Annotated in this window: 22 protein-coding genes; 10 read left to right on the top strand and 12 right to left on the bottom strand. The window is 40.3% G+C overall.

Annotated elements, in window-relative coordinates:
- Window positions 1-80: 80 nt before the first annotated feature.
- The 5 genes from PSH41_RS03995 to PSH41_RS03975 form a co-directional block, all read right to left on the bottom strand.
- Entirely contained in the window at window positions 81-2,585 is a 2,505-nt protein-coding gene (locus tag PSH41_RS03995; protein ID WP_273588251.1) for a S9 family peptidase, read from the bottom strand.
- 104 nt (window positions 2,586-2,689) lie between these two features.
- Complete coding sequence (locus tag PSH41_RS03990) at window positions 2,690-3,853, bottom strand: endonuclease/exonuclease/phosphatase family protein (protein WP_273588252.1); 1,164 nt, start codon at window positions 3,851-3,853, stop codon at window positions 2,690-2,692.
- Window positions 3,854-3,969: 116 nt separating this feature from the next.
- A complete protein-coding gene (locus tag PSH41_RS03985) occupies window positions 3,970-5,121 on the bottom strand; it encodes a 5-(carboxyamino)imidazole ribonucleotide synthase (protein ID WP_004586607.1) in 1,152 nt (383 codons plus the stop codon).
- 2 nt (window positions 5,122-5,123) lie between these two features.
- On the bottom strand, window positions 5,124-5,606 hold the full coding sequence (gene purE / locus PSH41_RS03980; protein ID WP_024033606.1) for a 5-(carboxyamino)imidazole ribonucleotide mutase: 483 nt from the start codon (window positions 5,604-5,606) through the stop codon (window positions 5,124-5,126).
- 150 nt (window positions 5,607-5,756) lie between these two features.
- Window positions 5,757-7,346: an ABC-F family ATPase gene (locus PSH41_RS03975; RefSeq protein ID WP_083901794.1), complete on the bottom strand. Its 1,590-nt coding sequence runs from the start codon at window positions 7,344-7,346 to the stop codon at window positions 5,757-5,759.
- Window positions 7,347-7,982: 636 nt separating this feature from the next.
- On the opposite strand from PSH41_RS03975, the gene PSH41_RS03970 reads away from it, so the two are divergent.
- Window positions 7,983-9,194 (top strand): porin, encoded by a 1,212-nt coding sequence (locus PSH41_RS03970; protein ID WP_273588253.1) that lies wholly within the window; start codon window positions 7,983-7,985, stop codon window positions 9,192-9,194.
- Window positions 9,195-9,397: 203 nt separating this feature from the next.
- Window positions 9,398-10,534, top strand: a complete 1,137-nt coding sequence (locus PSH41_RS03965; RefSeq protein WP_273588254.1) for an MFS transporter — start codon at window positions 9,398-9,400, stop codon at window positions 10,532-10,534.
- A 295-nt stretch (window positions 10,535-10,829) separates the two neighbouring features.
- Here the strand turns inward: PSH41_RS03965 and PSH41_RS03960 are convergent, their stop codons facing one another.
- Together PSH41_RS03960 and PSH41_RS03955 are read right to left on the bottom strand one after the other, a co-directional pair.
- Window positions 10,830-11,444, bottom strand: a complete 615-nt coding sequence (locus PSH41_RS03960; RefSeq protein WP_273588255.1) for a MarC family protein — start codon at window positions 11,442-11,444, stop codon at window positions 10,830-10,832.
- A 150-nt stretch (window positions 11,445-11,594) separates the two neighbouring features.
- Entirely contained in the window at window positions 11,595-12,077 is a 483-nt protein-coding gene (locus PSH41_RS03955; protein ID WP_273588256.1) for a GNAT family N-acetyltransferase, read from the bottom strand.
- A gap of 99 nt (window positions 12,078-12,176) precedes the next feature.
- Between PSH41_RS03955 and PSH41_RS03950 the strand changes: the two genes are divergently transcribed.
- Entirely contained in the window at window positions 12,177-12,380 is a 204-nt protein-coding gene (locus tag PSH41_RS03950) for a hypothetical protein (RefSeq protein ID WP_004586614.1), read from the top strand.
- A 63-nt stretch (window positions 12,381-12,443) separates the two neighbouring features.
- On the opposite strand, the gene PSH41_RS03945 is transcribed toward PSH41_RS03950, so the two are convergent.
- Window positions 12,444-12,638, bottom strand: coding sequence for a CPXCG motif-containing cysteine-rich protein (locus tag PSH41_RS03945; protein ID WP_273588257.1), 195 nt, complete (start codon window positions 12,636-12,638; stop codon window positions 12,444-12,446).
- A 236-nt stretch (window positions 12,639-12,874) separates the two neighbouring features.
- Between PSH41_RS03945 and msrA the strand changes: the two genes are divergently transcribed.
- The 3 genes from msrA to PSH41_RS03930 all read left to right on the top strand — a co-directional run bounded on the left by msrA (window position 12,875) and on the right by PSH41_RS03930 (window position 15,498).
- Window positions 12,875-13,474, top strand: coding sequence for a peptide-methionine (S)-S-oxide reductase MsrA (msrA, locus tag PSH41_RS03940; protein WP_054982523.1), 600 nt, complete (start codon window positions 12,875-12,877; stop codon window positions 13,472-13,474).
- Between the two features lie 222 nt (window positions 13,475-13,696).
- The gene (locus PSH41_RS03935) at window positions 13,697-14,611 is read left to right on the top strand and encodes a 2OG-Fe(II) oxygenase family protein (RefSeq protein ID WP_138685692.1); all 915 of its coding nucleotides are present in this window, start codon (window positions 13,697-13,699) and stop codon (window positions 14,609-14,611) included.
- Between the two features lie 137 nt (window positions 14,612-14,748).
- Window positions 14,749-15,498 carry a substrate-binding periplasmic protein gene (locus PSH41_RS03930; protein ID WP_273588258.1) on the top strand — a complete coding sequence of 250 codons (750 nt, stop codon included), beginning with the start codon at window positions 14,749-14,751 and terminating at the stop codon, window positions 15,496-15,498.
- A 53-nt stretch (window positions 15,499-15,551) separates the two neighbouring features.
- Here the strand turns inward: PSH41_RS03930 and PSH41_RS03925 are convergent, their stop codons facing one another.
- From PSH41_RS03925 to PSH41_RS03910, 4 genes are all read right to left on the bottom strand, one after another.
- Entirely contained in the window at window positions 15,552-17,660 is a 2,109-nt protein-coding gene (locus PSH41_RS03925; protein WP_273588259.1) for a TonB-dependent siderophore receptor, read from the bottom strand.
- 90 nt (window positions 17,661-17,750) lie between these two features.
- On the bottom strand, window positions 17,751-19,013 hold the full coding sequence (locus PSH41_RS03920) for a DUF3526 domain-containing protein (protein ID WP_273588260.1): 1,263 nt from the start codon (window positions 19,011-19,013) through the stop codon (window positions 17,751-17,753).
- On the bottom strand, window positions 19,010-20,458 hold the full coding sequence (locus PSH41_RS03915) for an ABC transporter permease (RefSeq protein WP_273588262.1): 1,449 nt from the start codon (window positions 20,456-20,458) through the stop codon (window positions 19,010-19,012). The genes PSH41_RS03920 and PSH41_RS03915 overlap by 4 nt, the downstream gene beginning before the upstream one ends.
- A complete protein-coding gene (locus PSH41_RS03910; RefSeq protein WP_273588263.1) occupies window positions 20,458-21,273 on the bottom strand; it encodes an ABC transporter ATP-binding protein in 816 nt (271 codons plus the stop codon). The genes PSH41_RS03915 and PSH41_RS03910 overlap by 1 nt, the downstream gene beginning before the upstream one ends.
- 309 nt (window positions 21,274-21,582) lie before the next feature.
- Here PSH41_RS03910 and PSH41_RS03905 point away from each other — a divergent pair, with 309 nt between their 5' ends.
- The 4 genes from PSH41_RS03905 to PSH41_RS03890 all read left to right on the top strand — a co-directional run bounded on the left by PSH41_RS03905 (window position 21,583) and on the right by PSH41_RS03890 (window position 25,768).
- Entirely contained in the window at window positions 21,583-22,845 is a 1,263-nt protein-coding gene (locus tag PSH41_RS03905; protein ID WP_273588264.1) for a hypothetical protein, read from the top strand.
- 2 nt (window positions 22,846-22,847) lie between these two features.
- Complete coding sequence (locus PSH41_RS03900) at window positions 22,848-23,288, top strand: hypothetical protein (RefSeq protein ID WP_273588265.1); 441 nt, start codon at window positions 22,848-22,850, stop codon at window positions 23,286-23,288.
- Window positions 23,281-24,912, top strand: a complete 1,632-nt coding sequence (locus tag PSH41_RS03895; RefSeq protein WP_248452134.1) for a sensor domain-containing diguanylate cyclase — start codon at window positions 23,281-23,283, stop codon at window positions 24,910-24,912. The genes PSH41_RS03900 and PSH41_RS03895 overlap by 8 nt, the downstream gene beginning before the upstream one ends.
- Before the next feature lie 154 nt (window positions 24,913-25,066).
- Window positions 25,067-25,768, top strand: coding sequence for a metal-dependent hydrolase (locus tag PSH41_RS03890; RefSeq protein WP_273588266.1), 702 nt, complete (start codon window positions 25,067-25,069; stop codon window positions 25,766-25,768).
- The last annotated feature ends 24 nt before the right edge of the window (window positions 25,769-25,792 follow it).

Raw genomic sequence — 25,792 nt, 5'->3', positions numbered from 1 at the left:
AAGCTTTTCAATATTTATAAAAACGCCGCGTTAGTTAACGCGGCGTTTTTGTTTTTATACTTTAATTTAAAAATTTAAGATTAAAGTGTTTCTTTAAATAATTTATGAATACGGCGGTATTCATCTAACCAGCTTGACGGCTGCACAAAGCCATGCGGCTCTACCGGGAAGATAGCTGTTTCAAAGTTTTGTTTTTCAAGTTCAATTAATCGCTGTACTAAACGTACTGAGTCTTGAAAAAACACGTTATCGTCAACCATAGGTGCGTTAATTAATAAGCGCTTGTTTAAGCCCTCTGCGTAATAAATTGGCGAGCTTCGCTCATACGCAATGGGATCTACATCTGGGTGATTTAAAATATTAGCCGTGTAAGCGGTGTTGTAATGCGCCCAATCGGTTACTGGACGAAGTGCTGCCCCCGATTGAAATAGCTCAGGGGCAGTAAATAGCGCCATAAAGGTCATAAACCCGCCGTATGAGCCACCGTATGTGCCTACTGCGTTGGTATCAACATTTGCGTTTTGCGCCATCCATTTAACGCCATCTGCTAAATCTTGCGTTTCAGGTGTACCCATTTGGCGATAAATCGCAGTACGCCAATCGCGGCCATAACCTTTAGAAGCGCGGTAATCCATATCCATCACTATGTAACCTTCATCGGCAAGTAATGAATGAAACATAAACTCACGAAAATACACAGACCAACCCATGTGTGAGTTTTGTAAATACCCTGCTCCGTGGTTAAAAATAACCGCTTTACGGGTTTTGCCTGTTTCACCTTCTACATAGTCACTTGGGTAATACACCTTGGCATAAATAGGTTGCTCTGTGTGGCTAGATGGCACAGCAACAATTTTAGGTGCGGTGAGCTTTTTAGCTAAAAATTCATCCGACACCGTATGGGTGAGCTGTGTCGCTGTGGTGTTTGCTTTAGCATCGGCAACAAAAAGCTCTGTTGGCATTGTTATTTTAGAGTGCTTAAGCAGTAATTTACGTTCGTCTGGGCTTAACGTGTAGTCGGTCATACCGTTAAGGTCAGTTACTTGCTCGTTTTTACCTGTTTGTGGGTTAACACGGTAAATTTCGTAAAGGCCTGGGTGCTCTACGTTTGCCTTGTAATAAATAGCGCTATTATCATGAGTTAACGTAATGTCCGATACTTCAAACTGGCCACTAGTTAAAGCGGTTGCTTTGCCGTTAAGCGGTTTTTTGTAAAGCTGACTATAGCCCGACTCTTCTGATAAGTAATACAGGGTGTTTGAATTATGTAACCAGCCAAAATTGTTAAACGCGTAAGCTATCCAAGCATCATCATGCAGGCGGTGCTGCGACACAAGCTCGTTTTTATCAAAGTCGATTGTGGCTATCCAGCGGTCTTTGTTATCCCACGCCTCTAGCATAATGGCAACTTGCGTGCCGTCATCGTTCCACACTATGGGGGCTTGGTTTAAACCCCAATTAGTAATTAAGTTAATACCGCGTGGCGCTTTTTTAGATTTATACGTTTTACCATCACGCGCGTAGTTTTCTTTTTTAACCTCGGCTAAAACATCTTCATCAAAGCCCGGTAGCGTATCAAAGCTCAGTGGCGTTTGTGTTTTATCTACAAGGTTAATGTGTATCACCGATGATGTTTGCTCTTTTGCATCAGCCACACGACGGCGCACTTTTTTAGGCACAATAGTGGCATCATCGGTGATGTAATTAGGCATAATATCGCCTTTATCACGCCACGATTGCTGCTTTTGCAGCACAACAATTAAAGCATCACCGTTTGGCGATAGTTGCGCTTCTTTAATTACATTGCCATCACCTAAATAAAAAGCGGTGTTAGCAATGGAGCTATTTTGCGCGTTTATTTGCTCATTGCGTGTTTGCGTATCCTGTTTGTTTTTATGCTGCAGCGCCACAAACTCAATCAGTTTGTTCTGCTCTTTTGCTATGTAACTAGTTGGCTCTTGTAAGCCTTTTGGCTCATCGGCCAATTTTAAGTTAGCAAGCTCTGTACTTAGCCCTGTTTTTAAATCAACTTTAAAAAACACATTACCTTGGCGGTAAACTAAATCGCCATTGTTTAAAAACTGTGGTTTAGACTCATTTGCTGAGGTAGCAGTTATTTGTTTAAGTTCACCCGTTGTTAGGTTTTTAACAAATACATTGCCTTTAAACGTATAAGCTTGAAGTGTTCTATCTGATGAATAAACCGCTTTAGAAGCACCTACAGTATGCAGTTTATCAAGTGATACTTGCATCGCTTTTTTGCTGTTAATTGGCTGGCTATAAATATCGTTTAGGTTACTGCCTTGCTGCTTTTGAGCATAAATAATGGTGGCTGAATCACTTGCCCAGTACGCATTTTTAGGCTGGTTGCCTATCCAATCAGGATTTGCCATGGCTTGTTCTAGCGTAATATTTTGCGAGCCAGTATCAGCAGGTGTGTTTACAACCGCAGCAACGGAAGTTGCTGGTAAAGCGCTTTGCTGTGATGAAGAGGTATTAGCGGTAGCACTACAACCTGCAAGCATAATGCTAGAGGTTACAGCAAGCGCTACTAATGTTTTTGATGACGATAGGTTAAAAATCATAGTGCTTCTATACGGTTATTATAATTGAGCCGTATTTAAGCAGAAGCACTTGAGTTATTGCAATTTTTTAAGATAAATAACACATTTTCACGGTAAAGATGAGTTTACTCTATTAGCAAATCGAGCCACACCAATCGGTGATCGCTCGATGCGTTTCTATCTTTTATTAATCTATATTGCTCGCTGTTTTTAGTGGGCCAAAACACCCCGCCGTCTTGTATTTTAAACCCATAGGTAGAAGGTAATACATAATCTACACGCGCTTGCCAGTTAGCGGTAAAGTGCTTTGCATATGGCTGCGGGTATTGCTCTTTAGCACCGGCGCTTTGCGGTACAAATTGCGAATTTATAAGTGGGTTACTTAAAATTTGATTAGTGGTTTCAACCCGTGCTTTATCCCCTTCAGGCGCGGCGTTTAAGTCACCTAAAATAACAAACCGCGAGTTTGCTTTTAATCCGCCTTTTTGGCCGTTATCGTCGTAAATATAGGCTTTATTAGCAACATAATCGGCAATTAACCTAACTTCATCATGATTACGTTTGCCGTTTCTGTCTTCGTCACCATCAAACACCGGCGGTGTTGGGTGCGAGGCAAGTACATGTACTGTTTTATTATTTACTACAACAGGTACATCCCAAAACGATTTAGAGCTAAGCCTAAGCGCCTGCCATTCTTGCGTGTTATACCAATTCTCTTTTGTTTTTGGGTCTATTGGCATTTGCGCATTAGGCATATCTTTATATTTAAACGTTTGAAGCGTGCGCAATTTCTCAAGGTTAATGGGGTATTTAGATAAAATAGCCATCGCGTAATGACCTTCAAAAAAACCAAAACCTTGTGCATCGCCCATTACAGCGGTTTTTTTACCGTTGTTATCAAGGTCAAACTCAGTAGCAAGGCCTGTATTTACAGGGGCAATAAAACTGTATGGGTAATCAATGGGAGCTTGTTTATTTTGGCTTACATTTAAAAACTGGCGTTTAAAATAATCTATACCTTGCGCTTTTGGTACGTAGTCAAACTCGTTTAATAAAATAATGTCAGGGCGAACACGCTGAATTATTTCGGCTATATTTTTTATTTGCTGGTGGTTTGATTTTAGAGCATTAACTAGCGCATCGGGGTTAACTTGCTCGCCTTTTGGCGTGTGATTAGTTGCATCCATACTCACATTAAAAGTGGCAATACGCAGGCTTTGGCTGGCTGTAGCATTTAAACTAAATGAAGCGGCAATGGCTAATGCGCCATAAAGTATGTTTAGTTTCATTTTTTTTACTTCAAAAAATTAAAAAATAGACTTTACCAGTATTACACAATTAATACCTATTTTTATGACAAAAAAATACCGGCATAAGCCGGTATTTAATTAGTTAATTGCAGCCTTTACTCACTTAGCATAAGTGCAGTAGCAGCTTTTAAAATGCCGGGGTACGCTTGCTCAGGTAGGTAATCGGTAAGTTGCCCAAGCTTATCGGCAAGGTTATTAATGTTATCTGCAGATACATTAATATGCCCCATTTTACGTCCAGGTTTTGCCGTTTTTCCGTACCAGTGGCTGGTTACATCACTGACTGTTAAAACCTCGGTAGGAATACATCCTTGGCCCAGCACATTAATCATGGCGGTAATATGCTTAAGTTCTGTATTACCTAGCGGTAAACCCGCTACAGCTCGCATGTGGTTTTCGAACTGCGAACAATGACAGCCTTGCTGTGTCCAGTGCCCTGAGTTATGAACTCGCGGCGCAATTTCGTTCACCAGTAAAGTACCGTTTACATCAAAAAACTCAATGGCAAGTACGCCAACATAATTAAGCTCGTTGGCAATTTTTGTAAATGCACTATGGGCCTGCTGCTCAACCAGCGTGTTATTTTTACCCGCAATCGACAAAGTAAGCACTCCGTTGGTGTGCTCGTTTTCAGTAATTGGGTAAATGGCCACATTACCTTGCTTATCGCGTGCACCAATAATAGAGACTTCACGGTCAAACGGGATCATTTTTTCAGCAATAATGCTGTGTGGCGCATCCTGTGTGCCAGAGGCAATAAAATCAGCCATTTCCGACCAAATTTGCTCTATTTGGTCATCTGATTTTAAACGCCACTGCCCTTTACCATCGTACCCTGCTTGGCACGTTTTAATAACCAGCGGTTTACCTAGGGTTTTAACCGCTAATTCTAAATGCGCTTTTTCTGTGATCAGTTGATACGGCGCGCATGCTACGTTTGTTTTATCTAGTAACGCTTTTTCTAATGCGCGGTCGCCACCGGTTTTAATGGCAGCTTTTCCTGGGTAAAATTTATTACTGTTGCAGCACAGTGTAAGTACATCATCGGGAATATGCTCAAACTCTGCGGTAATCGCATCAGCGTCACTAATTGCCTGCTCAAGTGTGGTTGTGTAAATTTCACCGGTTAGCGGATGCATAATTTTTTGGCTGCCTACGTCGTACGCAACCACATTTAAATTAAGGGGGGCGCCTGCTAGGCTCATCATTCGCGCAAGTTGGCCGGCACCTAAAATTAAAATTTTCATTTTTACTCTGCAGGATTAGGGTTAGCTAAAATAGTCTCGGTTTGCTCTTTACGAAATGCTTCAATTTTTGCAAAAATTTCTGGGTTTTGGCACCCTAAAATTTGTGCAGCAAGTAAACCTGCGTTTGCAGCGCCTGGCTCACCAATAGCCAGTGTACCCACGGCTACGCCTTTTGGCATTTGGCAAATAGATAACAATGAATCTACACCGTTTAAGGCTTTAGATTTAACCGGTACACCAAGCACAGGAAGCGATGTAAATGCCGCTGCCATACCCGGTAAATGCGCAGCACCACCGGCGCCAGCAATAATCACTTTTATACCACGATCTGCGGCTGAATTTGCATAATCTGCAAGAAGTTGAGGAGTGCGGTGCGCAGAGACCACTTTTGTTTCGTACTCAATACCAAATTTTTCGAGCATGAGCGCTGCGTGTTCCATGGTTGGCCAATCTGATTTAGAACCCATAATAATGCCAACAGTCATAAATACTCCTCAGTAATGTATTTTAAAAATAGCGGACTTATGTCCGGTTTTAGGCGGGTATTATACCCAAACCAAGTTTAATTGCGACTCACAAAAACAAAAAAAGCCACGTTTAAACATGGCTTTTAAAGGGTTGCAGTTACAAAGTGCTTATACTTCTTTGCTTGCTAGGTATTCGCTATAGTTGCCTCTAAAGTCAATCACCTGGCCGTCTTTTATCTCCCAAATACGGGTAGCAACCGATGATACAAACTGGCGATCGTGCGATACAAACAGTAATGTGCCTTCGTACGCTTCTAATGCAAGGTTTAACGCCTCGATAGACTCCATATCCATGTGGTTTGTTGGCTCATCCATTAACAGTATATTTGGTTTATGCATCATAATTTTACCAAATAACATACGGCCTTGTTCACCACCTGAAATAACCTTTACAGACTTTTTAATATCGTTTTGCGAAAACAACATGCGTCCTAAAAAGCCACGAACCACTTGCTCGTCGTCGCCTTCTTGTTGCCATTGCTCCATCCACTCAAACAAGTTCATGTCTTTTTCAAACTCGTCAGCATGATCTTGCGCGTAGTAACCAATATTGGCATTTTCAGACCACTTAAACTCGCCCGACTTAGGTGCTAAACGCCCAGCAAGCGTATTAAGTAAGGTTGTTTTACCTACACCGTTTTCACCGATAATAGCAATGCGCTCGCCTACTTCTACTAAACCTTCTAAATTTGAAAACAACGTATTGTCTTCAAAACCTTGGCTTAGGTTGGTCATTTCTAATGCATTACGAAATAGCTGTTTTTCTTGCTCAAAGCGAATAAACGGCGATTGGCGAGAAGAGGCTTTTACTTCTTCTAACTGAATTTTATCAATACGTTTTGCACGCGACGTTGCTTGTTTAGCCTTTGACGCGTTTGCAGAAAAGCGCGATACAAACTGTTGTAGTTCAGCAATTTGGCTTTTCTTTTTCGCGTTTTCACTTAATAGGCGCTCACGTGCTTGTGTTGCTGCAAACATGTACTCATCGTAGTTACCTGGGTAAATACGAAGCTCGCCGTAATCAATATCGGCCATGTGCGTACATACTGAGTTTAAAAAGTGACGGTCATGCGAGATGATGATCATGGTGCAGTCGCGTTGATTAAGCACATCTTCTAACCATTTAATGGTGTAAATGTCCAAGTTATTGGTTGGCTCATCAAGTAGCATAATATCAGGGTCAGAAAACAGCACTTGCGCAAGTAACACACGTAGTTTAAAACCGGGTGCTATTTCAGACATAGGGCCGTAATGCTGCTCTGTCGAAATACCTACCCCTAATAAAAGCTCACCCGCTTTAGACTCAGCTGAATAGCCGTCCATTTCGGCAAACTCAGTTTCTAAATCGGCTACTTTCATGCCGTCTTCTTCACTCATCTCTGGTAATGAGTAAATGCGATCGCGCTCTTGTTTAATATCCCATAATTCTTTATGGCCCATGATCACAGTATCAATTACAGAGTATTCTTCGTAAGCAAACTGGTCTTGGTTTAGTTTAGCCACACGTTCATTTGGATCTGTACTTACGTTACCTGCAGAGGGCTCTAGTTCGCCACTTAGGATTTTCATAAATGTAGATTTACCACAGCCGTTTGCACCAATTAAACCGTAACGGTTTCCTTCGCCAAACTTTGCAGATATGTTTTCAAATAACGGTTTAGCACCAAATTGCATGGTGATGTTAGCTGTACTAATAATAGCGCTACCCTCCAAGGGGACATGATGTATTTAAATTGCGCGCAGTTTAAACTAAATACAGCTTTTTTTCTATGAAAGTTTAAGGTTGAAAGTGCATGAACTATGCCCTATTCCACTCATTAAAGGCGTAAATTAATGCCTAACAAATAGTGCCTAAAAACGTAATTAAGCCAGTGAATGCTTATTCAACTAAAAAATGCGCTTAGCTAAAAATAATAGCGTGATTTGTGCGCCATATCAGGGTTTAAATTTTAATTAATAAACCCGTTTAACTTAATAAGTCGATTGTTTATCGCAAAGCATTTTAAAAAACAGATAACTGGGTATATGTTTATGATATAAAATGCTTTTTAGAGTTTTTGCACTAGCGTTTTATTTTTATCCAACATGAAAAAAACTCAATTTAATACCCACTTACTTGCGCTATTTTCAGCACTATTTACGTAGTTTTTAATCAAAAAAAACATATCCCTTAACAGATAAAAAACACCATTAACCTCCAGTGAATATTTATTCATTTTTGGCGCTAATTTCATTGATTATTTTTCACTTTTGAGCCCATTAGGGCTTTGCTAGTCTTCATGCCTTATAAATTTAATGTCACTTTTTAAAGTTAATACACACAAGGCATCACAAATGATTAAAAACTTTGTAACCCTACTATTAGGAACAAGCATAGTAGTTGCGCCAGCTGCTTCAGCAGTAGAGCTCTATAAGGATGAAAAGAACACTATTAAAGTAGGTGGTTACCTTGATGTGCGCGTTATTAATACGCAAAACCAAACCGAAGTGGTAAATGGTACATCGCGTATAAACTTTGGCTTTACTCGCCAACTTAAAAAAGACTGGTCGGCACTAGCGCTAGTTGAATGGGGTGTAAACCCTGTTGGTAGTAGCGATATTATTTACAATAACCGCTTTGAATCTATTCAAGATGAGTTTTTATATAACCGTTTAGGTTATGCTGGCGTTTCGCACGAAAAGTACGGGCAAATTACCATTGGTAAACAATGGGGTGCGTGGTACGACGTAGTTTATGGCACCAATAACAGCTTTGTATGGGATGGTAATGCTGCGGGTGTTTACACATACAATAAAGACGACGGTGCAGTAAATGGTACTGGCCGTGGTGATAAACTAATTCAATACCGTAATAGCTACAACGACTTTAGCTTTGCAGTTCAAGCGCAACTTAAAAACAGCGAATTTTATACCTGTGATGTTGATGACATTTCTGAAGAAGCGTGTGAAGCCCTGTGGAATGATGGCGACAGCGCAGCTCAAGAAGTAGAATTTAACTACACCTTTGGTGGGTCTGTAACTTATAACGCAACCGACATGCTAACGTTAACAGCAGGCGTAAACCGTGGTGAATTTGATGTAACGTATGGCGATGGCACAACACAAACTGTTGAAGACTTAATTTTTGGTGCGGGTGTAATGTGGGGCAGCATTGAAAAACCAGGTTTATACGTTGCCGCTAACATAAATAAAAGTGAAAACCACGATACCGATAACCTAGGGCGCTTAATTAAAGACTCTATTGGTGTAGAAACATTTATGTCGTACCGTTTTGATAACGATGTGCGCCCTTTTGTGGCTTATAACATTTTAGATGCCGGTGACGATTACGTTATTCAACCTAACTTTAATACCGATCCTAATGATGTATTCAAACGTCAGTTTGCTGTGATTGGTGTTCATTACTTAATTGACGAAAACACCATTGCCTACGCTGAAGCCCGTAAAGATTTTAGCGACTTTGAAAGTGAAGACAAAGACCAGCAATCGCAAATGGAAGCCTCAGAAGACGACGGGATTGCATTTGGTTTTAGATACAAGTTTTAATTTCCCACCATAACAACACACAAAGCCCAGCTATATGCTGGGCTTTTTTATTTTAAACGTTAAATGATGAAAAAATTTAAATGTTTGAATGCGTTAACGATGGCTATTATTTGCTATAACACTTTATAAAAGCTGTGTGCGCTGCGTATTAATAATGCCTGTAAACATGCTTACAAATTCACCCGTAAATTAATGGAGAGAAAATGAGTTCACTCAAAACCGCCGGTAATTTTACTCTACTATGCATTGCCAGCTTAACCATAATGGTTGGCACCCTGTTAGCGCCGGGTTTAGTTACCATTGCTGATGGCCTAGGCATACAAAGCAACAGCGTATTATTAATTACTTTACCTTCTTTAGGTGCGGTGGTGTTTGCCCCCCTAGCCGGAAGATTAATAGACAAATACGGCGCATACACTTTACTTATAATAGGTTTATTTTTATACGGATTAGTGGGTGCATGTGCTTACTTTTTACATGGCCCAACCTTAGTATTTATTAATCGTTTTGCATTAGGTGGTATTACAGCAATAGTGATGGCAAGTTGCACCGTATTAATTTCAACGTGGTACAGCGGCGAAGCTCGACTGAATATGATTGCCAAACAAGGCATGGCGATAGAGCTAGGTGGCGTTATATTTTTATTTTTAGGCGGTGTTTTAGCGTCAATGTATTGGGGATTACCCCTTGCTTTGTATTTAATTGCTTGGGTATTTTTAGCTATGTTGCTCATGTTTGTACCCCGGAAGCAGCAATTAAATACCCAAAACACAGAGCAAACTCAACAAATAAAAAAGAGCAATTCAAACGCATTAACGCTTAAAGGGGTTTATATAGTATCAACCCTAGCTATGACCATATTTTTTACCTCAACCGTGCTTTTACCTATTACCTTGCACGCACTAAATTTTAATGAGTCTGAAATAGGCCAACTATTGGCTTTTATATCGTTAATTGCGGTATTTACAGCGGGATTTATGCCTAAAGCAACTAAACGCCTTAGTGAGAAAAATGTATTAGCAATTGCATTTTTTGCCTTTGGTTTATCATACCTTTGCTTTATACAATCAAGTACATTGATATTAGTATTAGGCGCGCTATTAATTGGTATTGGCTTTGGTTTTAGCATTCCTCTTTTAAACCACATGACCGTAGAGCTAAGCCCAGAAAATGTACGCGGACGTAACTTATCGTATTTCACAATGGCTGTGTTCTCCGGTCAGTTTTTTACCTCGTTTATGGAATACATACCTGGGGGTGAACATAACGTATTTATAATATGCAGTATTTTAAGCGCCGTTGTAGCTATCGCCCTTCTTGTTAAACCTAAAGCGCACTAAGTAGCAATCAATAACCGGTAAAATTATTAAATTAAGTAGCCAATTATCCCCTATTTATTGGCTACTTTTAATCTTCTTCACTCTTTAGCTAAGTTAAGCACTTAATAACAATTTAGTATGATGTGTTCTTTTGCTATAAGCCCACCAGCAATGGTTGTTGCTTTAGTTAATTGCGTTGTAAAGTCAGTTTTTTAGCCTTAGCAAACAAGTATTAATTAAAGCGATTATAAGCAAAAAGGCATGCACTGTATATAAATACAGTGCATGCCTTTTTTATAACAAACCTTAAGGTTGATCAGGGCCCTAACGTTACCCACTGCTTAACTTCAAGTGCAGTCATTATCAGCTCTACAGAAAAAGCAGCCAGTATCATCCCCATCACACGTGTTAAAATAGACGCCCCGCCAATACCAATAAGCTTTATAATTTTGCCCGACAGCAACAACAAAATTAAGGTTACACCCAACACTGCCAGTGCAATTAACGCTGTGCCTATTTGGGTTGTAATTGGGTGAATGTGATTATCGGTAAGTAATATAACGGCTAAAATAGCCCCTGGTGTGGCGGTAGCAGGTATAGCAAGGGGAAACACTGCAATATCGTGCCCTGGGTCTTGTTTTGCTTTATTTGAATCATTGCCAAATATCATTTGTAAGCCAAACAAAAATAAAATTATCCCGCCCCCTAACTGAAACGATACCAGCCTTATACCCATCGCATTTAAAATAAGCTGCCCTATTAAAATAGAGCCAAGTAACACAGCGCCTGCATATAGCACAGTTTTAAAAGCAGTTTTACGACGTTGTTGATCAGTTAAATGAGAAGTGAGCGCAGCAAAAAGCGCCATAGTCCCTATTGGGTCAATAGTGGCCCAAATAACGAGGGCATCTTGAGATAGTTTTTCTAGCATATAAAATCCTTGTTAAGCGAACACGTTTTAAAAACTCGGGTAACAAATTCATTTGCTTACGCTTAACTATAAGCCAAATTGGCTATTTTTTATATTGCATTTGTTCCTCTTATGATGAAATTTCCTAACGTGTATAATGTAAATGCAGTCCTAAACGTGTTTATACCAAATAGAATGCTCACCCAAGCTAAAGCCTAATTTAACTAATAAGTTATGCGAACGCGCATTATGTGCACTTACCTGCGCCGCTAAGTAATTAAGCGGTATAGCCTGTTTAAGTGTTTTAACAAAGCCGGTTATTACCTCAAACATAATGCCCTTATCCCAATACATAGGATCAAGCTCAAACCCAATAAACGCCCTACTTTTACAAGGCGATAAATTATAAAGCCCGCAGGTACCCATAAGTTTGCCATTTATATTATGTTCAATAGCCACTCTTATCACTTCGCCTTCGTAATAGGCGGTAATATCGTCTTGTATTAATTGCTTAATTTGGCATTTACTTAAGGGGGTTTGATAGTCGTTAAATTCGCTCACTTGCGGGTGATTCAAAATAGAATATAACTGCGGGGCATGCTTATGGGTAATTAAACGCAATGTAACGCGTTCAAGCTGAGTTGTTTTAAACATTTTATACAGGAGTTAAAATAGCGCTTTATGGTTAAGCATTATTAACTTACCATAGCGTATTCACAAGCATTATCTTTATAGCCAATATTGAGAGCAATAATGAGCGACGATTTTAAAGTAATTCAACCTACCACAACCGTATACTGCCCTAAACGTGGTGAGGGCTGGACCCTAACAGGCATTACTAATATAAACGAGTTTACCTCGGTAATGTTTGACGGCACACGTTATACACTCCCCGCACGCGAAATAGTAGAAGAGCTGTTACCAAACCAACTAGCCCGAGAGCAAAATAATAGCTAGCGCCCGTGTATAAACGGAAGTGGCTGCCACTGTGCAGCCACCTATATAAAGAGTAACGAAGGATTAAAATGTATCGTCTTCACTGTATACATTTACTTTTAACTCGTCTTCATCTTCAAAAGCAACAAACGAAATAGGCTTACAACATACTTGGCAGTCTTCTATGTATTGCTCACCAATATCTGCCGCGTCTAATAATACTTCTATGCTTTCGCCGCAATACGGGCAACTTATCGATTTTTCGGTTAACTGGTTCATTTAACACCTGCTACTTTTATCTCAATGCTTTCACTTTAATAAACACACTCTAATAATACAACTTTGTGCTATAGAGGTTAGCTAATGTACGTATGGCCTTAATTAAAAACCATTACGTATATTACTTTTTCAGCTATTAACGTTAGCCTACTAAAAACAATGAAATAGGTTTTATAGTTAAAGGGTCTAACTATTAAGAATATGTATTTAAACTCATACTAGAGGTAGATTATTATATGAAAAAATCACTTACGCTTGCATTAACATCTGCCGCAATTTTGTTTAGCACCTTTTCACATGCAGCAAAAACCGAAAAAGCGGTTTTAGCCGGTGGATGTTTTTGGTGTATGGAAAGCGACTTTGAAAAGCTCAAAGGCGTAAAAGATGTTATATCGGGTTTTACCGGCGGTAAAATTAAAAACCCGACCTACAATGGTAACCATCAAGGCCATTATGAAGCAGTACAAATTACTTACGACCCTGATGTAGTAAGCTACAAAGGCATACTTGATCATTTTTGGGTAAATATTGATCCCTTTGATGCCAAAGGCCAATTTTGCGATAAAGGCCCAAGTTATTTAAGCGCCATATTTGTAGCTAACGAGCAAGAGCGCAAAATAGCAGAGCAAACCAAACAAGCCGTAATAGCAGAGTTTCCAAATCAAACAGTGGTAACGCCTATACTTAATGCCAGCACTTTTTACCCAATTAAAGGTAAGGAAAGCTACCATCAGGATTATTATAAAAATAACCCCATACGCTACAATACCTACCGCTGGCGCTGCGGACGCGATAACCGCCTAGAAGAAATTTGGGGCGATAGAGTCACACATTAAAAATCTATAGTTAAACGCTTGATGGGTTTACACAAACCCATCCCCATTACAGCTAACAGCTAACAGCTAACAGCTAACAGCTAATTCTATTCATTCCGCCCCTAATTATAAACATTATTTTGATACTGTTTCCTAAAACAGCTTATTTATCTAACTTTATAAATATAATAAATTGCACTCCTAGATTGATAAAACTTAATTCAATAACTGGAGTTACACATTATGTCTGCCACCCAATTACAACTTGCTCGTGCTCTAGCGTTACCTTCAAGAGAAGCCATGTTAAATCGTGAGCACTCAGTACAGCATTTTTGGTACAACAACGACCAATTACTTACACAAGCCTGGAAAGAGTGGGAAGAAACCGAAGTAGATACAACCACCTTTACCCTTGACGATTCATTACTAGATAAAAACTTACGTGAAGCCGTTAATGCTGCATGGCAAGATCCATCAAAAGAGCATTTAGTAAAATCACTACTAGAAGAAGTAGCAACTGATGTGTATCAATTTCAATTTTTTGATCCTGAGCGCCTAGCAGTTTTACGTGGTTACCTAGAAAAAGTATGGAATGCTAACATTCCTATGCGTCCACCGTACGGTATTGTATTAAACCGCCGCGGCGCCATGCTCGACAAACGCTCAGAGGGCTATTTAGCTGCTCCTAGTTTTCAGGAATTTTACAACCAAGTATTAAATACATACATGCGCCCTATTTCACGTTTATTATTTCCTGAGATCATAGGTTACGATACGCAAACATTTGGGTTTTCTATTTATTACGACCCAAGTACAGATGCGTCTATTCGTCCGCATACTGATGCATCATCAGTAACATTAAATATTAATTTAAACTTACCTGGGGAAGAATTTAGCGGGTCAGAGCTTGATTTTTACGACCAAGTAAACGCAAAAGTTGTACAACTTAGCTTTAAACCAGGCACCGCCATGATCCACAAAGGCAATGTACCACACGCGGCAAAACCTATAACCAGTGGCGACAGAACAAACCTAGTGTTATGGCTTTTTGGCGATAATGGCCGTATACCAGCGCCGGGTTCTAAACGTACAGATATTGATGCAAAAGAGCGTTGGACTACGCCAAAAACAACGCCAGACGGCTACGCACCTTTTTAAACGGTGCCAAGTTTAACTTTTTGTGCCTAATACTTGCCCATTAAAGGTATTTAATCATACTTTAATGGGCTATTTACTTGTTACATAACCACTTAGTTACTATCTTTTTAGTATGCTAAGTTAATTTAAACAGCCTAATGAAGTTAAACTTTTTTATAATAACTACACTGCTTGTATCCTCTTTTGCCTGTGCATCGCCTACTAAACAAAAATTAGTTGTAGGTTTTGGCGAAACCCTACCACCTTTTGTAATGTCACATACCAACAGCGGGCTAACCCTCGATATTATTAAAGCCGCATTAACGCCTTTAGGGTATGAAATAGAGCCACGCTATTATCCTTATACTCGCCGCGCTAAGGGGTATATAGATGGAAAGCTCGACATACTAGCCGACATAAACTTAAGCACAGAAAACGGTAATCTCCTAAGCGGTTATATTTCAAATGAAGCCTATGAATACGAAAACGTTGCGATAGCCCTAAGGAGCAAGCATTTTAACTTTACTAAAATTTCAGATTTAACACATTACAGCTTAATCTCGTGGCCCAGCGCCGGCATACATTTAGGTGAAGAATATGCAAAAATGGCAAAAGCCAATACACAATATTACGAAGTGCACGACCAATCTCTTCAAGTTAAAATGCTTTTTTCAAATAAGGCTAATGTGATTCAAATGGATAAACAAAGTTTTGATTACTATCGCTCAACCCTTAAAGGTATTGATAGCACACAACCTGTAGATCACTTTGCGCTGTTTGGTAAAAGCCCTAGTGGCTATTTATTTAAATCAAAAAAATTACGTGATGACTTTAATATTCAGCTGCAAAAGTTAAAAAATTCAGGCGAGTACTCTAAAATATTAAAAAAATACAAACACGCCAAATAAAAAAGGTCGCTTTAACTAAGCGACCTTTTTACGTTTACAGCGCAAAATACCAATTAAAACTTATAAGAGGCAGAAAATTTAACGTTACGCGGTGTACCAGGTTGTACCCATGCATCGGCAAACGAGTTTGTGTAATACGTTTCATCAAACAGGTTATTTACCTCAGCCGTAACACCAATCGCGTCTGTTACATCGTAATTTACAAATACACGCGCGGTTGTATAACTGGGTAGTTTAAAGTCGGTACCAAAATAGCCATTGCGTTCGTCTACAAATAATAGCCCGCCACCAAATTTAATTGCATTGCCATATAACTCGCCCGATTTAACAAGCTGCAAGCTAAGTTGATGCTCTGGTACATTTAAAAGTGACTCGCCGGCCTCTACTGTGTAGCCAAAGTTAGCATCAAAAAATGAGTTTTCTATTTGGGCATCTACATACGCATACGACGCCCAAATTTCTAAACTATCGCTAAGCTCACCCGTTAGGTCTATTTCTATTCCCTTACTTTGCGCTTCGCCAATGGCTGCGTAGGTAAACGCTGTTGGGTCATCTACTACTAGCATGTTATCTTGATCTACTTTAAATACGGCAACGGTACCAAATAACGCGCCATCGTTAAGGGTAAATTTTACACCTAGCTCAGCAGAGGTAGATTGGTTTGGCTCAAAACCATCGCCATTGGTATCTGTGCCTGAAAGCGGGCGAAAGTTTTCACCATAGGCTGCATAAACAGATACATAATCGCTTGCTTCATACACCACACCAAACTGCGGGCTCACGCGCGACTGCGTTTGTTTAGTATTAGTGCCTGCTAAACGGTTATTTAAGCGCTGCTCGTAATCATCAAAACGGGCACCAATACGAATATCTAACTTATCAGTTACGCTTATTTGGTCTTGAATAAATACCCCTACCGACTCTTGAATCTCTACGCGGTCGGTATTACATGTAGGCGTTGGTAATTCATACGCGCCGTATACAGGGTTAAATACATTAATGTATTGATCGCCCCGTACACGTAAAATAAATTGATCGTTTTCAAATTTATCAGCGTCAACACCCATAATTAAACGGTGCTTAAAACCGCCAAGCTCAAGGCTGCCGCTTAGCTCTGCACGCAATACATGGTATTTAGCATCAAAATCGCGGTAGCGCCTAAAGCGGTTTACTTCGCCATTAACTACGCCGCCAAACCCGGTTTCGGTTGCAAAGCCTTCCATAGATGTATCACGGTAGTTTGCACCAAATAAAATGCTCCAGTTATCATCAAAGTCATGAATGTACTCTAACTGATGCCCTAGTACATCGGCTTCAATTGGGCCATCGCCCGGCTCACCTAAAAAACGGCTTTGTGGAATAAGCCCAAGTTCGCCATCTATGGCTAATACGCCTCTATCAAACGGTACTTCTTGGTCGCTGTATTCAAGCTCGTAAACAAGTTGGCTGCTGTCGTTAATATTCCACACTATTGACGGGCTAAAGCCGTGTTTAGTTTTTTCTATGGTGTCTCTAAAGCTCTCGGCGTCTTCGTAAAAACCAACCAGTCTAATTGCAACGTCGTCGGTAAGCGCCGTGGTGTAATCAACATCGGCGCGGTAAGTATCAAAACTCCCTACCGAAAGTTTAATTTCACCTTGCGTATCAAACGTTGGGCGTTTAGTAACTAGGTTGACTGTACCACCTGGCTCACCACGGCCAAATAAAGCCGCGCGTGGGCCTTTTAAAACCTCAACCGACTCAATACCCGACAAATCACGCGAGCCACCAAAACCGCGCCCAGCATTAAAACCATTTACTAAGTAGTTACTGGGTAGATTTTCATCGCCTACAAAGCCACGTAACGAAAAACTATTCCAAAGCCCACCAAAGTTATTTTGCCGTGCAACAGAGGCCGATAAATCAAGCGCTTGGTCAAGGCTTACTGCACCTGCATTTTCAAGCGCTTCTAAATCAATTTTAAGCTCTGATTGTGGAGTTTCTAGTTGGCTAAAGTTACCTTGGTAAGCTTGGCGCGTAGCAACCACAGACAGCCTTTCAATATTTGTGTTAGCACTGTGTGTTTGCTGGTTTTGCTCAGCAGCCAAAGCCTGGCTGCTAAATAAGCTTACTAGGCACGCACTTAAATAGGTGAGCTTAAGCCCTGTTGTGTTGGTTTTCATTGTGAACCTTGTTAGTAATATAAGTATTTTATAATTATGGTGTTGTTACTAGGTGCGCTAAACAACGGCGTTTAGCGCACCTAGTAAGGATTACTTTGCTATAGCCTCAAAGCGTGGCTTGTTATTGAGAACTGATTTAGGCGGGTTACCCTTATAAAATAACCAAGGGTAATAAAACTCACGTAATTGCTGATGATAATCACGAATTTGCTGCTCGTATGCATACGCCGCTACTGAGTCGGTTTGGGCGGCTCGCGTTAAGCTGCGCTGCAATAAAAGCGGTGGCGAAAACCACGACACAACGCCTGCTAAGTCATATTTTTTAGCGGCTGCGTCTCGGTATGCTTTAGAGAGCGGCGCTGCTTTTAAATCGCCCATTTGCTGAAATGCGTAATACCATTTCCACTCAAACTCACTGCTCATAGCAATGTATGGCGCAAGTGCTGGGTACTCTTTAATAAAAGGCTGCATAGTGGCAGATTTTGGTAAATCCCAGGCATCATTTACCGCCTCACGCTGAGTAAGCATAATGTCGCCACCCTTAGGCGAATGCACCGACTTGTTTATAGCAAGGTCGCCTAAAATAGGAATAATAAAAGCAAATAATACCCATAAACCAATTAGGCCAGAGGCAACGCGCGGCGCACTAGTCGCGTTTTTGCCCCACCACACACTCAGCGCAGTCCAAAATGCAAGGTACGCAATACAAAGCAGCGATACATACGCAATTTCAAACGCGCTTGCAGCAGCTATAGCTGCACCTATAAAAAATGGCAGCATTAAACACACTATTACTGCTAAAAACCTTACCGTTATACGTGCGCCCCACAAAGCAAAGTACGATTTAGACGTAGTAACCAGTAGGTCGTGCCTGCCGCTAGTGCGCTCATTTGCAAATAAGTCATGAAACAGCAAAATAATAACCAGTGGTGCTAAGGCGCTAATTACAAATACAAAATCAATTTTACCGGCTTGTGCCAGCTCGGCATTTTGCGCATCGCTTTCGTAAATTTGCCCCTCTATGGCCAATAAATTAATACGGTGTTTCCACGGGAATATATCGCGTTCCCCTAATGCTGCAAAAGCAAGGTTAGATGGCTGAGAATACGTTAAATGAAAACTATAATAAGCCAACATGCCCGGATCGTCTTGCTTTTGCTGCACTTTAGCGCGATCGCTTTGATCTGCAGCTTTTAAACGCTCTATTGTTTGCTGCTGCGCGCTTACTTCGCTAAGCCCGCTATATATTGCAAAGCCCGATAAAACAAAGCTACATAACAGCAATACCACAAGGTACTTTTGACGCAGTAAAAAGCCCCATTCTCGTGTAAGTTGTGTAATTAAATAACTCATATCAAACGTTTTCCTACCAATTTAATACCGCCGACAAGTACTACAATCCACAGTATTAACTGTAAAAAAGCAGGTACACTTCTTTGCGCGCGAACATCAGCGCTATCTACATCAAAGGTAAAGTTTTGCAGTATTTGCCAGTTCTCTGATCCTACGCGCGCTTTTTTAGTAGCCTCGGTATTGGCGTTGCGGTTCATATCAACTTGGTAATCAAGCTTTTCAATGTGTACTTTGTTAAGCCCTTGCACAAAATCAAAGCGTAGCTGTTCGGTTTCGCGTAAAAAGCGATGATGGGTTTCTATGCTGGTACCCACTACAATCATCGACAGCGAGCGAATAGCCACCATAGGCGATACCCAACCAAAGTAACGCGATACCTGCGTTTGTTTAAGCTCACTTTGCATGCGCTGCTCGGCAAACTGGTTTAATACCTTAGTTTGTTTAGCCTCTGATTCACTGGCCACTAACCCTCTAAAGTTTACTGGTAGCTCATCAATGCTGCTTACGTTGTATTTTTTAAGCAGAGATTGTTTAAATTGCTTAAAGGCGGGATCGTTGGTGTTATGGCCATCACCTAGTTTTCTAAGCTCAGCTTTTACTGCAAAGTCGGTTTCTATTTTACCGGCCGATGGCACAGCCGTAGAGGCACTGGTACTTGCTACGCGCGGCATAACAATGCACAGTAAAATCCACACAAACGCAAGCGCTGTAAAGCTGCCACTATTTTTACTAAACACGCTCGATGCTAATAAAACAACTAACACCCACACGCTTAAATACAATGCATAGCCCACAATAAAACTAACAACTGCTAAAAGGCTCTCACCCGCGCTAAGCGTAAATAACGCCGACACCGCTAATGGCGCAATAATTAACCCAACAACACACAAAAGCGCCAGCCCTTTACCCGCAATCAGCGTGCTGCCTTTGGTGCCTTGCGCCAATAAATACGACAGCGTTTGCGATTCGCGCTCACGGCTAATAGAGCTGTAACCTATTAAAATAAGCAGTAACGGCGCTAATGTTTGCACAATAAAAGCAGGCGTTAAGCTGCCAAGTTTTGTTAAAGCTGTGCCTTGGCGCTGCTCGGCAAACATTGCACTGTTTTGCCTATGCCCTTCTAAAAATATTGAGTTACCTGTGTAGGCATCAATCCCCGGATCGAGTGTGCTAAGTGGTGTTGGTGTTCTAAAAGCGTAATGCCCGTAATGCACCATTCTGTGTGGGTGGCGATCGGGCTGCTCAGCAAAGCTTTGCTCTGCATTGCTTTGTAATTCATTACGAGTGCGGCTAAGTTCGTGCATTGTAATGGCAGTCACCACCACAGATGAAAGCGTAAGTAATAAACCTATGGCTAAAACGGTCATCGCCAGTTTTGAGCGAAGCCAATAGCGCCACTCATCTTTGGCAACTATCACCACCTTTGAAAAATTATTTTTGCTCATTACGCGCCTCTTTGTGCAAACGCGGCATGAACTTGCTCGGTATCAATTCGGCCGTTTTCTGGCGCGTCAAATTCGCCCACCAGCTCGCCCGCTCTTAATAAACCAATTCGGTTTGCAACTTGGCATGCACCGTAAACATCGTGCGTTACCATTAAAATAGTGGCGCCGGTTAATGCAAGCTCACGCACTAACTGGTTAAACTCATCAATAGCAACAGGGTCAAGGCCCGATGTTGGCTCATCAAGTAAAAATATCGGGGCTTCACGTAAAATGGCTAATGCAATTGCGGTTTTTTGTCTCATGCCTTTAGAATACGTTTGCATAGGACGCTCCCACGCGCCTTCTTGCAAGGCTACACGGTTAAATGCGGCATTAATTTGCTCATCTGTTTTTTTAATATCAGCAAGCGATAAAAAATACGCCACGTTTTCGCGGGCAGTTAAATGCGGATATAACGTGGCCGACTCTGGCAAATACGCCGTTTTACCGCGTACAAAATCAAGTGCGTGTCTTACCTCTTTGCCCGCTACTTTTACAGAGCCTTGAGTGGGTTTATTAAACCCAAGCAAAGTTTTTAACGTGGTTGATTTACCCGCGCCGTTACCGCCAAGTAACGCGTAAATCTCGCCCGAGCCTACGCTAAAGTTTAAGTTTTTTAAAATAGCGTTGTTTTTAATGCTAAAACTTAACGAGTCCACTTCAATAATGGCTTCGCTTTTAACGGTTTGAGCATTATTTAATTCAGAATTACTGATATTTTCAGGGCGTTGAGATTCTATTGGTGATGTTTGATTAATTGCAGTAGGTGTAGTCACATTCAAACTCTATATAAGGGGGAAATTAGAATTCGGTGAATGTTATACTATATCAAACAATAATTGCAACACTATAACATCCTTATAGTTAACAAATGATGCCAATTTTTAGTTACGTAAAACAGCCCTTTTTTAAATTTAAACCTATTAGCTTTTATTTTTAGGTAAACTTAAAAACAATCCTAAATACCGGGTGATTTTTTTTGTTATCAGCCTAATTTATTCAGTAAAAACTGTGTAGTTAAGTTGGGTATCTAAGATATTGTGCTATCTTTTTATTATATTAAATTTAAATAAATATGGGCTAACATGTTGCTTCGAAGCACAATTGTCATCGCTTTACTGGCAATCTCTGCGGCTAACAAAACCTATGCAAACGACATTGACGTGCAATTTAGTGGTTTTGCATCCTTAACCCTTAGTTACACTGACGATTCAGATATTGGTTTTGCATCTAGTTATTCAAATGTGAACGAATCTGGTTTTTCAGCAACGCGTGATTCAATTTTAGGTGGTCAGGCTAATATATCACTGGCCAAAAATTGGGACTCTGTAGTTCAACTAGTAATACAAGATCATGCCTATAAAAGCTTTGATAATTTTTTAGAGCTCGCCTTTGTACGTTATCGCCCATCACGTAACTGGGCCATCCGCGCAGGTAGGTTAAACAGCGACCTTTACTTACTATCTGAATACCCTTACGTTGGATACGCTTACTTATGGGTGCGCCCGCCTCATTCGTATTACTCGTTTGCAAATATTGCCGGTAATTTTGATGGTGTTGATGTTGAGTACAGTAAAGTTATTAACGATGGATTTTTACGTTTAAAACTCGCTTACGGTAGTTCTACAGCAAAACTACAAGCCTATAATGACGACTTTTTTATTGATTTTGATAATTTAACAACCCTTAGTGCAACATACTCTTTAGATGCATGGACAATGCGTTTTTCGTTATCAAGGTCAAATTTTGGCGATTATAAACTAACTGCGTTGGACGAATTTATAACCGCACTCGATTTAGTACCACAAAGTATATGGCCGCAAGCACAAAGTATATCTAACAAATTTAACACCAAAGGCAACAGCATTGAATACGCAGCTTTTGGCACTACTTACGATAATAATAATTGGCTTATTCAGTCTGAGTTAGGGGTTTCAGAGTCTGATTGGATAGTCGCGCCATCTGTAATTAGTGGCTACATCAATGTGGGATACAGAGTAGATAATGCAATATTTTACACAGGCTTTACGGCAGCTAAAAACCGCCATGACGTAGTTAAAATAAACAACCCTGTTTTTTTACCAGGCACAGCCCAACAAATTTCAGTACCCATACAGCAACTTGCAACTGCAACTCAAGCAGCGACTAAAATTACCAATGTTCACCAGCACTCGGTTAACGTAGGCGTAAAATGGCACTTTTCGGATGGTTTAGTATTTAAAGCGCAGTTAGACCGCTTTGATATAAAACCTCAAGGTGCAGGCCTTTGGAGCCTTAGTGATCCGTCAGACGCAAATGAAAGCAATAAAGTACATATACTTAGTTTAAATGCTAGTATGGTGTTTTAGTTATGATAAGCGCACGTAACCTAACCCTTAATGTAATGCTCCCCTTATGCCTGCTTTTTGTGAGCTCTTATGCAAAATCGACAGAATTTGTTGTAGTAGTAAATAAAAGCAACACTATTAACGCATTATCAAAACGGGAAATTATAGATATTTACATGGGTAGATATTTAACTTTTCCAGATGGTGAAACCTCAAAGCCACTTGATTTGCCGGCTAAATCAACACTTAAAAACGACTTTTACTTAAAACTGGTCAATAAAGACGAGCAAAAAATAAATGCGTATTGGGCAAGGTTGTTGTTTTCTGGCCGTGCAAAGCCCCCTACACCGTCAACATCCGTTGAAGATGCAATAAATAAAATTGCAGCATCGCAATTTGCTATTGGTTACATTCCGTTATCGCAAGTGACAGATGCGGTAAAAGTGGTATACAGATTTGATTAAAATTATTAGCCAAAAACTCTACATACGCGTTGCTATAGCAATTGCGTTAGTCGCTATTGTTGTGACTTTAGTCTCGTCAATGCTGTCTTATTATTCAGGCTTTAAAGAAAAGAAAAACACTAACTACTTACTCGTCCAACAGTTAGCCCAAACAATGGGAAAAACAGCCGCCATAGCTGCTTATTTAAACGATAAAGAGTTAAGCCAAGAAATAATTAATGGCTTGCTAAGTAACGATTTAGTGCAAGGCGCAAGCCTAGAATCAGAAGCAAACGTAAAAGGCGAAATGGAGTTGTTTATTGCAAATGGCACTATTAACAAACAAAAAGAAGCAGTGTTAGTTAAGCTAGTTCATCCTTTTTTAGATGACAACTTTATAGGTGTTTTATCAATATACCCCGACGATAATTTTATACAGCAACAAGCACAGGCTGCACTTAAAAAAGAATTTATTTTAATGCTAATACAATCTATTGTTATCGCATTTTTTGTATCGCTTGTAGTACAGCGTTGGCTTACTCAACCTATTCAAAACCTTACCGACAGTTTTGCTAAAATTAACCCTAGCGAGCCAGAAACCCTTAATATGCTGACCTTTAAGCAAGGCAAACGAGACGAAATAAGCCGTTTAACACACGGTATAAATGCTCTAATGCACGAATTGCATTTAACTATTAGTAATGAGCAAACACTTCGTAAAAAAACCCAAGAACTAGAAGCTAAATTTAGACTTATTTTTGAGCAAGCAAGCGCTGGTATTTGTTTACTCGATAGCAAAAATAATATCACCACCTTTAACCCCGCGTTTAAACATTACTTTACCGTACCCGGTGAAAAAGAGTTATCAACCCTGCACTTCCCTGAATTATTAAACAACGTTGATGAATTACACAGCCTACTGGAAGAAATTCGCTTTGCTCATAACCCACCACAAACTACGTTAGATGTAGAGTGTAAAGTTGGTTATAAAACGCTCTGGTTTCACTGCTTATTTGTAAGATTAACAGACCAAAGAAATACCAACCGAGGCCCACAACAAGAGCAACTAGTAGAAGTAATTTTACACGATGTAACCGAGCGCGCAGAGCGCGAACTTAAAACCCGCTTTGAAGCCGACCACGACCCGCTCACCGGCCTATTAAACCGCCGCGCCGGTGAAAAACGCCTTCAAAAAACGCTACGCGAATGCATAAAACATAATAAGCACTTAGTTCTTATGATGATCGATTTAGATAAATTTAAACCCATTAACGACACCTACGGCCACGAAGCCGGAGACAAAGTACTTATAGAGACAGCGCACCGATTTAAAACACTATTTCACGAACAAAACGATATGTGTATTCGCCTAGGCGGTGACGAATTTATTGTTGCAAGGCAGGTAAATACATTCAACAAAGCTGCAACCCTGGAGCAAGCAACTACCTTACTAAAGGAGCTACAACAGCAGGTTAGTATTTCAAATACTAAAACATGCGCAGTAGGTGCAAGCATAGGTATTGCAGTAGCGCCTACTGATGGCACTGAGCTACACGAATTAATGCACAACGGTGATAAAACCCTTTATCACGTAAAAGAAACAGGCCGAGGAAAAGTCGCCTTTTACGACGATATAAAAAATTAGATAGCGAATGCTATAGCGTTTTTATGGCTTTCAAATAGTCTTTATTATAAAAATACGTCGCTAAACCAGATTTACATCCAAACCTTTAAAGTAAATTGAACAATTAAGTTTTTGATTGCTAAAATGCCAACCTATTTTTCTATCAAGAGATACAATGGCAAATTTCAATACTCATCTTAATACTGCAGTCATCATCACAGGTTTAGGCTCGGCCACTTTATTAACTGCAGGCCATACTGATTTAAACGGCGCACTCTGGCTATGGTTTTTAGGCTCAATTGGCGGCTTATTACCAGATATAGATTCAGATAACTCAACATCACTCGACACTATTTTTAACTTATTTGCACTGAGCGCTGTATTACTGGTGCTGCAATACATAACCACCGAGCTAATAATCGAAATTAGCTTTATTGAGCTAATCGTAGTGCCGTTATTAGTGTACGGGTTTATGAAATACATTATTAGGCCCATTTTTGAATGGATCACCGTGCACAGAGGCAGCTGCCACTCATTATTATTTTTAGTGCTATGCGCGCTGTTAACAACGCAAGTAACGTGGCAACTAAACGAGCAAACAACCACACAAGCAGCCACCTTTGCCTGGTTAACAGGTGGGTTTATTTTAATCGGCGGGTTAATTCATTTATTACTCGATGAAATTTATAGTGTAGATTTAAGCAATGTCACCATTAAACGCTCCTTTGGCACCGCGTTAAAAATAGCCGACTTCGACAATAAATTAATTACCTTGGCATCAATAATTGCCATTGCAGGTTTAATCTATGTAGCCCCGCCTACAGAGCAAACTATTACCGCATTAAGTGATTGGTCTCACTTTAGGCTTTTATCTTAATAAATAACATTTATAGGCTTAGTC

Origin of the sequence: Pseudoalteromonas sp. CST2 (assembly GCF_028599385.1) — a bacterium.
In the GTDB taxonomy this organism is placed as follows: Bacteria; Pseudomonadota; Gammaproteobacteria; order Enterobacterales; family Alteromonadaceae; genus Pseudoalteromonas; species Pseudoalteromonas atlantica.
This window is presented reverse-complemented; position numbering and strand designations above follow the sequence as displayed.

What these genes read in the sequence shown, in the direction of transcription:
- PSH41_RS03995 (WP_273588251.1), bottom strand. Translation starts at nt 2,585, where the DNA reads ATGATTTTTAACCTATCGTCATCAAAAACATTAGTAGCGCTTGCTGTA.
- PSH41_RS03990 (WP_273588252.1), bottom strand. Translation starts at nt 3,853, where the DNA reads ATGAAACTAAACATACTTTATGGCGCATTAGCCATTGCCGCTTCATTT.
- PSH41_RS03985 (WP_004586607.1), bottom strand. Translation starts at nt 5,121, where the DNA reads ATGAAAATTTTAATTTTAGGTGCCGGCCAACTTGCGCGAATGATGAGC.
- purE (WP_024033606.1), bottom strand. Translation starts at nt 5,606, where the DNA reads ATGACTGTTGGCATTATTATGGGTTCTAAATCAGATTGGCCAACCATG.
- PSH41_RS03970 (WP_273588253.1), top strand. Translation starts at nt 7,983, where the DNA reads ATGATTAAAAACTTTGTAACCCTACTATTAGGAACAAGCATAGTAGTT.
- PSH41_RS03965 (WP_273588254.1), top strand. Translation starts at nt 9,398, where the DNA reads ATGAGTTCACTCAAAACCGCCGGTAATTTTACTCTACTATGCATTGCC.
- PSH41_RS03960 (WP_273588255.1), bottom strand. Translation starts at nt 11,444, where the DNA reads ATGCTAGAAAAACTATCTCAAGATGCCCTCGTTATTTGGGCCACTATT.
- PSH41_RS03955 (WP_273588256.1), bottom strand. Translation starts at nt 12,077, where the DNA reads ATGTTTAAAACAACTCAGCTTGAACGCGTTACATTGCGTTTAATTACC.
- PSH41_RS03950 (WP_004586614.1), top strand. Translation starts at nt 12,177, where the DNA reads ATGAGCGACGATTTTAAAGTAATTCAACCTACCACAACCGTATACTGC.
- PSH41_RS03945 (WP_273588257.1), bottom strand. Translation starts at nt 12,638, where the DNA reads ATGAACCAGTTAACCGAAAAATCGATAAGTTGCCCGTATTGCGGCGAA.
- msrA (WP_054982523.1), top strand. Translation starts at nt 12,875, where the DNA reads ATGAAAAAATCACTTACGCTTGCATTAACATCTGCCGCAATTTTGTTT.
- PSH41_RS03935 (WP_138685692.1), top strand. Translation starts at nt 13,697, where the DNA reads ATGTCTGCCACCCAATTACAACTTGCTCGTGCTCTAGCGTTACCTTCA.
- PSH41_RS03930 (WP_273588258.1), top strand. Translation starts at nt 14,749, where the DNA reads ATGAAGTTAAACTTTTTTATAATAACTACACTGCTTGTATCCTCTTTT.
- PSH41_RS03925 (WP_273588259.1), bottom strand. Translation starts at nt 17,660, where the DNA reads ATGAAAACCAACACAACAGGGCTTAAGCTCACCTATTTAAGTGCGTGC.
- PSH41_RS03920 (WP_273588260.1), bottom strand. Translation starts at nt 19,013, where the DNA reads ATGAGTTATTTAATTACACAACTTACACGAGAATGGGGCTTTTTACTG.
- PSH41_RS03915 (WP_273588262.1), bottom strand. Translation starts at nt 20,458, where the DNA reads ATGAGCAAAAATAATTTTTCAAAGGTGGTGATAGTTGCCAAAGATGAG.
- PSH41_RS03905 (WP_273588264.1), top strand. Translation starts at nt 21,583, where the DNA reads ATGTTGCTTCGAAGCACAATTGTCATCGCTTTACTGGCAATCTCTGCG.
- PSH41_RS03900 (WP_273588265.1), top strand. Translation starts at nt 22,848, where the DNA reads ATGATAAGCGCACGTAACCTAACCCTTAATGTAATGCTCCCCTTATGC.
- PSH41_RS03890 (WP_273588266.1), top strand. Translation starts at nt 25,067, where the DNA reads ATGGCAAATTTCAATACTCATCTTAATACTGCAGTCATCATCACAGGT.